Below are 8,552 nucleotides of genomic sequence, written 5' to 3' on the forward strand. Positions count from 1 at the left end.
CGGCTTGCTACGGAGCGACGGGGAGTGTCGCCCATGCTTTGAGCGGCGAGGGCGCCTGGAATCCGGACCTGGGGCTGGCGCCCAGGCCGATACGCTGGTTCTCCAACGCGTAGCGGTCGATCGCAGCCGCGCATTTGTCGCGCCACCACGACTTGCGCGGAGTGCCTGGCTGGTAGCCGGCCATTTCGGTGACCCAGTCGCTCCACGTGAGGACGGTGTGATTGTCGGCCTCGCGCCGGGTATCGCCGTCCGGTAGGAAGAAGCGATCGAGACCACGCCCATCGCACTCCTCGCAGGAGCAGGTCGCGGGATCCACGTTGCTGTACAGCCTGGCGAGGGACTCGGCGCCCTTGAAGCACATGAGCTCCGGCATCAGCACGTTCGGATATATGCGGCCCCCAGGCTTGCCGACTTGCGCCTTCTCGCCGGGCGGGATCGCGTGACGAAGGGAGCTTTGAACGCCGACGCCAGCACAGAAGGCGCCATGCGCGATGGCATCGAGCGCTGCCAGGTCAGTCCGGAGGAGCGACATGTGCGCGACCTCAGTCATCAGGCGACGTAGATTGGCCGGGATGCCCTTCGCCTGCTCTAGCGGGTCGAACTGGCCGCACAGGATGATGGACTTCGGGTGCCGGATCTTCGTGCAGACCGCGATGAGTTGACCGATGTTCTCGCGGTTCAGCCACGTGACGTCGATCGGGAGCGTCACGACGGTATCGGCGCGTTCGATCTTGTTGGCCTCGCGTATCACTGCCTTGAGCGTCTTGGAGTCCGCGGGCGGAATGTAGCCGGTCGGGGTCAGTGCCGCGCTCGCTCCGCGAGCCTTCTGGAAGGCCAGCGAGGTGTCCACTGAGGCGAACAGCTCGTCGGTGGGCACCATGAAAGGCTCGTCTGCCGTCGCGACGTAGCCAGTGTAGGGAGCGCTGTCGATCAGGAGGGTGCCTTCGTAACCCGCCGTGCTGCGAAGGTGGAAGGCACGCTCGTCGGCCTTGGCACCGGTCATCACCACGCCGCTGAAATCGTCATCCAGCGCGTGGCGCGGCCGCGGAAGGTTGAGGGCGTTTTCATGGAGCAGTACCCGTCCCTGCAGAAGAGGCAGGGCAGCAACGGTGTGGTCCAGAGTCTTCAAGGCGGGCGGTCGCCGCCGCGGGGAGGGGGTGTTGCTCATGAATCACCTCGCAGAAGGGTCCGGCACATCCTTGTGTCCGGACGGAGAAGAAGCACACAAGTAGATCTCGTGGAACTCCTCGCGACCCAGCCCCGCCAGGTGGGCTGTCTCGGTCGGACTGAGGTGGAGCTGCTCCTCAAGCCGTGTGACGGCTTGAGCGAGATGGCGCGGGGTTTCGCGCCGGATAGTGGTCGGCTCATTGGTGCGATATCCCAGGGCGGACAACTCAACCATGAGCGTGCGGTATTGCCATTCGCTGACAACGCCCAGGTCCATGGCTCGTCTGATGAGAGCTGCCATTGATACCCCCCACCGCGCCTTGAGGTCCAGCAGGCGCGATACGTCGATTCCTGGCTTCAGCTCGGGCAGGATGGCGTCGTGGGGCATGAGGAATTCGGCGGCGAATCGGTTGGCCTGATCTTCCTGTACGCGTGCCTCGCCGGGCTCGTCGTGCATCACCAGGTGACCAAGCTCGTGCGCGAGACTGAAGCGGGAACGGTCAGCGGGAGCATTGGAGTTGAGGAGCACCAGCGGTGCCTTGCTCGCAGGCCACTGGCTCACCGCATCGAGCGCGGTAGTGCAGAGGTCGCGGACCACGACCAGTGCGCCGGCGCCTTCGAGCAGGGCGACCATGTCATCGACGGGGCCTGCGGGGACACTCCATTCCTCGCGCACCGTCTCCGCCGCGTCCGTAGGGGTGTCGAAGTCGTTGACTTCAATACGCCGGAACTGGATACGGCGATGGAAGTCTGCCGCCTGGGTCAGAGACTCCACCTGGAGGCGGGTAAGCGCCAGCGTCGCGTGGATCCGACGCAGGGCAGGTGCCCCCATGGAAGCGCGCTTGCGGTGATGGATCAGCCCAACGCTTGCCCCGGCAGTTTCGGAAGTGCGGCACAGTAGGTCGGCGGTGTAGCGGAGCGCGTCGGCGAACAGTTGCACGCGTCCATCCCTGACGGGGATGCGGCCCGCTTCAGCTCGGCTGACGTACCCCTGAGTGATACGGGTTCCTTCAAGTCGTGACAACTCGTCGGCAAGGTCGGACTGTGTCCAGCCGCGCGAGTCGCGGGCCAGTGTGAGCATGGAGGGATCTGCCACCGAGCTGCCACGGTCGTGCACGATCTACCTCCAGCCCTGGCGATTTCAACTCCGCAGAGAGTACACGAGTTTATGCCCAAAAATATTCCGCAGATGATCCGTGGGTTGCTGCAGTTTCAGGTGTACCAGGCCCCACTGACAGACCGACTCTGATCCGACGTGGTTGCGCATGCCGCCGAACAGCAGGCGTAAGAAGGGAGGAAGCCCCGGGCCGCCAAGGAGCTTGGCTCGGTCGGGTCGGTGAAGCTGCCACGGGAATGCGTCGGCGCCTGGAGCGTGAACAGCCACTGACCGGTCCGGTTTCTCTCGGCGTGCTCATGGTGGCACAGCGGGCATCGGCCGAGCGGCGGCCTGACATCCTGCCACTCGGAGGACAGCCGGCCGAGGCTCCCTGGGGCACGGATCTACAGCAGGCCCACTTGTAACTCGCCGTGCAAGTCGAGGAAGAGACGGTCCTCGACGTGCTGCTGCCCGGCCTTCGTGACGGCGATGCGGACCTGTGGCCATGACCGATCCATGCTCGGCTGTCAGCGCAGTCTGATAAGCCTGCTTGCAGTGGTGATCGATGTTCAGGGGATGGGGATGGAAGTGGCCGAACAACCAGTGTTTCTGCTGGGCGAGGGACTGAACGCTCTGGAGCCAGCCGCCTTCGAGACCGAGGCCGAATTCCAGGCGTTGCTGGCGCGCCACCCCCGGATCCTGGACTTCGGTTCGCTCGCTGACGGCCGACCTCTTCGGCTCGTGCTGGTAGCGCGCGAGATGAGGGTCCCCACCAGCAATGAGAGCAGCTCCACGTACTGGCTGGACCACTTGTTCGTGGACGCGGACGGGGTGCCGACCCTGGTGGAGGTCAAGCGGGCGTCCGACACACGCATACGGCGGGAAGTCGTGGGCCAGATGCTCGACTACGCAGCCAACGGGGTGCGTTACTGGCCTGCTGCGCTGCTCCAGAGAACCTTCGAGGAAACCTGCGCGATGGACGGGCGGCCCCTTGAGGACGCTTACCAGGAGCTGCTGGGTGGCCAGTCACCCGAGGAGTTCTGGGCGACGGTCGAGGAGCGGCTCGCCGCCGGGCGGATGCGGCTGCTCTTCGTGGCCGACCGGATACCCCTGGAACTGAGGGCCATCGTCGAGTTCCTGAACCGGCAGTTGCGGCAGACCGATGTCTACGCGGTCGAGCTGACCCAGTACAGGGGCAGCGGTGACCACCGTGTGCTGGTCCCAAGAGTCCACGGCGAGGTGGCCACGGCGAACAAGACGCAGTCGAGGTCAGGCCAGACGGGCAGGAAGTGGACGCGGGCCGACATGGATGCTGCACTGGAGAGCCGTAGCCCGGACCAGCGACAGGTCGCCCTCGCGCTGCTCGATCACGCGGAGGCGGCAGGGCGCCCTGTGGGCAACGGAGCGGCGTACCCCAGTTTCTCGGTCTACTTTCCGGTCTCCGGCAGGGAGGTTCCTGTCTGGACCCTGTCACTGCGCGAGGATCCCGCCAAGGACGATCTCGCCTTCAGCTTCGGGTCCATCACCCACCATCTGGGAAGCGAGGCGACTTCTGCCTTCGCGGACGCCCTGCCGGCCGTGGACGGACTTCAGCAGAAGCTCGCGGAGCAACGGACGAAGGGCTTCAAGGGCTGGCCGTCGGTTTCGCTGGCGGCACTGTCCGGCAATCCGGAGGCTGTACGCCAGGTGCTGGCGGCCATCGAGCAGCTGATGAGGCACGGCAGCGCCTGATCGCAGGGATCCGTGCATGACCATGCACACCGCGTGGTCCCGGAAGGGCGCGCGATAGGCTCTGCCAGGTGGTTTGCCCGTCTCATTGGGCGCGGGGTGCGATGGAGGACGGAAAGTGACAGCAGCGGGAGGAAAGCCGGTACCCAAGCCCGGCCCGCCGAAGCCCGTCCAGCAGTGGTTCCAGGACCGTCCCTCCCCCTACCCCTGGGAGCAGGAGGCGCTGGACCACGTACGGAGACTGCTGCCCGCGGCCGAGCCCTACCGCGCTTGGGCCACCTTCTCGTTCACCGCGCACTCGGGCCGGATCAACGAGTGCGACCTTCTCGTCGCGGTCCCCGCAGGCCTGTTCCTGATCGAGATCAAGAGCCACCCCGGCGAGCTGCACAACACCGGTTCCACCTGGAACTTCCGCGGCACCGACCGCACGCGGACGATCAACAACCCGCTGCACTTCAACGACCTCAAGTCGAAGGAGCTCCGCAGCCAACTGCGCTGGGCGGCCCGCAAGCTCGGCATGGACGAGCGGGTCGTCCCACGGATCGAGCCCGCTGTCTTCCTGTCGGCCCCCGACCTCGTGAGCCATCTGGACGAGGTCCAGCGCATCCGCGTATACGGGCGGGACGGCGGCGGCAGTGGCCTGGATCGCATCTGGCAGGACTTCCTGGGGCTGCCCCCGGACCGCCCGGAGCGGCGGATCACGCCCGAGTTCGCCCGGCAGACGCTGCCTCAGCTGCTGCGGACCATCGGCATCCGGCAATCCACCGGGCACCTGCGCTTCGGCGATGCCTGGAAGCTCCGCCCGCATCCGCTCGATGCCGGTGCGACGTGGGAGGACCGTCTCGCCCATCGTGACGACGGCCTGGTGCAGGAAGAGGGACGGGTCCGGATCTACCTGGTCAGCCAGGGGGCGACCGAGGCGGCCCGCAAGTCCACGGAGCGTGCCGCGCGGCGCGAGTACCAGGTGCTGCAGGGCATCAACCACCGCGGTATCGTCGACGCCGTCGAGTTCCGGGAGCACGAGGCCGGACCGGCCATCCTCTTCCGCCACCGGCAGAGCGATCTGCGCCTGGACCAGTACCTGGACACCTACGGCGGCAAGCTCACCCCCGAGATGCGGCTCGACATGGTCCGCCAGCTCGCCGAGGCCGTCCGCTACGCCCACAACCGCTCCCTGTACCACCGCGCGCTGGCCGCCCGGTCGGTCTACGTCTCCTTCCGCAGTGAAGGAGCCGGCCCCGAGCTGCGGATCACGGACTGGCAGACAGCCGCACGCGACTTCGACAGCAACGCCACTTTCTTCCGTTCGATCGGCGGTTCGGCGCTCGATGCCGCCTTGATCGAGGACGAAGCCCGCGTCTACCTCGCACCGGAGACGGACCAGCCGTACGCCGATCCGGCGGACCTCGACATGTTCGGCCTGGGCGCGGTAGCCCACCTCATCCTGACCGGCCAGCCGCCCGCACCGCAGCGCAGCGTGCTGACCGAACGCCTCCGCGCAGACTCCGGCCTGCACCTGTTCGCTGTTGCCGACGGCGTCTCGGAAGCCTTGGACACCCTGGTCTACCAGGCGACCCGTTCCGATGTGAACGACAGGCTGAGCTCTGCAGAGGCGTTCCTGGACCTGCTCGACGAGGCGGAACGGGCCGGCGTCCTGCCCGACTCCCCGGAAGCAGCAGCGGCCGACCCTCTGGAGGCGATGCCGGGGCAGGCGATCGACGCCGAATGGTCGGTACGCCGAGTGCTCGGCACCGGAGCCACGGCGCGCGCGCTCCTCGTGGAGCGGGCGGTCGAGGACGCGGACGGCAACGTACGCATCGACGAGCACGTCTTCAAGGTCGCGCTGGACGAGGAGAAGGCGGAGCGGCTGCGCGCCGAGGCACGTGCCCTCAAACTCGTCGGCGGCGGAGCCGTGGTGCAGCTACGCGGCGAGGAACTGCGCGAGATCGCCGGGCGGACGATCCTCGAGCTGGAGTACGCCGGGGAGCAGTCGCTCGGCGCCCGACTCCGCGGCAAGGGGAAGCTCACCTACCACGAGCTGGAGCGTTTCGGCGAAGACCTCTTCCATGCACTCGACCAGCTCGCCGGCCACGGACTTCGGCACCGCGACATCAAGCCCGACAACTTCGGCATCCAGCGCCGCAAGGACCGTACCTGGCAGCTGAAGCTCTTCGACTTCTCCCTGACCGACGCCTCGGACCGCGATGTGAAGGCGGGCACCCGCGGCTACCTCGATCCCTTCCTGGGTTCGGTACGCCGCACCCACTACGACGATCACGCGGAGTACTACGCGGCAGCCGTCACCCTGCACGAGATGGCCAGTGGAGAGCGCCCCGTGTGGGGCGACGGCCAGTACGATCCGCTCACCAACGAATCCGCCGAACTCCACATCGCCAGCGAGCTGTTCGAACCCGCGCTGGCGGAAGGCTTCCGGGCCTTCTTCGAGCGGGCGCTGCACCGGGAGATCGAGCACCGCTTCGACACCCTGCGGCAGATGAAGGACGCCTGGCAGGAGGTCTTCCGCGCGGCTGACGCGACCCGTCCCACCACCACGCCCTCCACGGTAGGCACCGTGGCCGAGGACGCCGAAGAGGCCCGCGAGAGCGCGGCTGCGGCGGCCGAGGCCACGACCGTGCTGGAGGCGGCAGGCCTGTCCCCGCGCGCGGTTTCCGTCGCCAACGGTCTCGGCGCGACGACCGTCGGCCAGCTGCTGGACATCCAGCCTTACGCCATTTCCAAGGCCCGTGGTGCGGGCGCCCTGGTCCGCAAGGAACTCAACCGGCGCCGCAAGCAGTGGGCGGCCGCCCTCCGTGGCAAGCCCGCCAACGGGACACCTCCCCGGATCCCGACCAGCACTGCCGGACCGGACGCCGGGTCCGCCGACGTCCCGGGTGCGGAGATGGCCCGCATCTTGTCGATAGACGACATGGCGGCGCTGCTGACCCCCGCCCCCGGCCGCAAGGGCTCCCACCGGGAAGAGGTCGTACGGCTCACCCTTGGACTCCCTCCGCAGGAAGGTGGCCTCTCCCCGCTGGGCGCCTGGCCCGTACAGGCACGCATCGCCGATCACCTGAAGATCAAGCAGCCGCCGGTCTCCCGCCACCACCGCATTGAGATCAAGCAGTGGGCGGAGGCGGAATGGCTGGCGCCCGTCCGTTCCGAGCTCGCGGACATCCTGGACAGCTCGGGCCGCGTGATGACCGCCCCCGAGGCGGCGGCCGAACTGCGTGCCCGCCACGGGGCTGACGACGACACCCCCCAGCGGACCCTCGCGCGCTCGCTGGCCGTCGTACGCGCCGCGGTCGAGGCGGAGACCGGTGACGAGAAGGAAGGACACGAGCCACGGCTCGCCGTCCACCGTCGCGGCGACACCGTCCTGCTCGCCTCGGAGTCGCTGCCGGGCACGGACGACCCGAGCCCACGGGAACTGGCCGACTATGCCTCGGCACTCGGGGCCACCGCCGAACGGCTGGCCCGGCAGGAGCCGTTGCCCGGCCGAGCGGAGGTGGTCCGCGAGCTGAGGGCCGTACCGACCCCGGAAGGCTTCGCCCCGCTTGCCGACACCCGCCTTGTCGCATTGGCCGCGGCCATTGCTCCGGCCGTAGAGGTCACTCCGCGCCTGGAGCTGTACCCGCGGGACCTCGGGTTGGAGCGTGCGCTGCGCATCTCCCAGGCGGGCGCGGGCGTACGGGTCGACCGGGGCATCAACCCGGCGGAGCTGGTGGCACGGGTCAAGGCACGCTTCCCTGAACTCCAGGTGCTCGAGGGGGGACGTGAGCCGACGCACGTCGAGCTGGAGGACGCCCTGCAGGCGGCCCGGTTCGACCTCCGCTACGACCTCGACACCGATACCTTCCAACTGCCCGCGGCCCGGACGGCGCACCCCGTGACGGCTTCCGGCGGCCTGACCAGCCTCCTGCCGCCGCCCCGCGTCACTCGCATCGAGCGGGAGGACCCGCACGGAGCGGTCCGCGAACGCCTCAGGGCAAATGCCCGGCGCGGCGGCTTCCTCGCCCTGACGGTGAAGGGCGTCCGGCTGCCGGGCGTCGCGGACGCCGTGGCCGCCGCCTTCCCGGTCCTGCCCGTCGACCTGGGCGCCGTCTTCCTGGCGGAGTTCCGAAAGCTGGTGGAGGAGAAGGGTCAGGACTGGCAGACGGTGCTGCGTGCGGACAGTGCCTCCGCACCGGGCCGCATCAAGCCGGGCCTGGCCACCTTCGTGCGGGCCGTCTGGCAGCGCGTAGGGGAGGACCTCCAGACCCGCTGTGCGGCCCCGCGCACGGTGCTGTTCCTGCACGACGCCGGCCTGATCGCCCGCTACTGGGACGAGGGCGGCCACGCCTTCCTCGTCGGCCTCCAGGGCGTGGCCCGCCGTCCGGTGGAGAACCCGCACGGGCTGTGGCTGCTGTGCCCGGTGGAGACCCGGTCGCAGCTGCCGCACCTGGACGGCCGGACGGTCGAGGTGATCGGCGGGGACGGGGAGCAGGCGCACTTGGACGGGGCGTTCCTGGAGACGCTGGCGAAGGGGTAAGGGCGGGGTGCTGTTCCTGGCTCAAGCCAGGAA

At 68.4% G+C, this 8,552-nt stretch carries 4 protein-coding genes; 2 read left to right on the forward strand and 2 right to left on the reverse strand.

Translation table 11 applies throughout. From position 1 onward, the window contains the following. Window positions 1-7: 7 nt before the first annotated feature. Both ACWGIU_RS02770 and ACWGIU_RS02775 read right to left on the reverse strand, forming a co-directional pair. Complete coding sequence (locus ACWGIU_RS02770; protein ID WP_453701870.1) at window positions 8-1,168, reverse strand: hypothetical protein; 1,161 nt, start codon at window positions 1,166-1,168, stop codon at window positions 8-10. A 3-nt stretch (window positions 1,169-1,171) separates the two neighbouring features. Next, window positions 1,172-2,248, reverse strand: coding sequence for an ImmA/IrrE family metallo-endopeptidase (locus ACWGIU_RS02775; RefSeq protein WP_453701871.1), 1,077 nt, complete (start codon window positions 2,246-2,248; stop codon window positions 1,172-1,174). A 531-nt stretch (window positions 2,249-2,779) separates the two neighbouring features. On the opposite strand from ACWGIU_RS02775, the gene ACWGIU_RS02780 reads away from it, so the two are divergent. Next, window positions 2,780-3,994, forward strand: a complete 1,215-nt coding sequence (locus ACWGIU_RS02780; RefSeq protein WP_453701872.1) for a hypothetical protein — start codon at window positions 2,780-2,782, stop codon at window positions 3,992-3,994. Window positions 3,995-4,109: 115 nt separating this feature from the next. Then, entirely contained in the window at window positions 4,110-8,519 is a 4,410-nt protein-coding gene (gene pglW, locus ACWGIU_RS02785; RefSeq protein ID WP_453701873.1) for a BREX system serine/threonine kinase PglW, read from the forward strand. The last annotated feature ends 33 nt before the right edge of the window (window positions 8,520-8,552 follow it).

It is taken from the genome of Streptomyces sp. NPDC054840, from assembly GCF_053611065.1.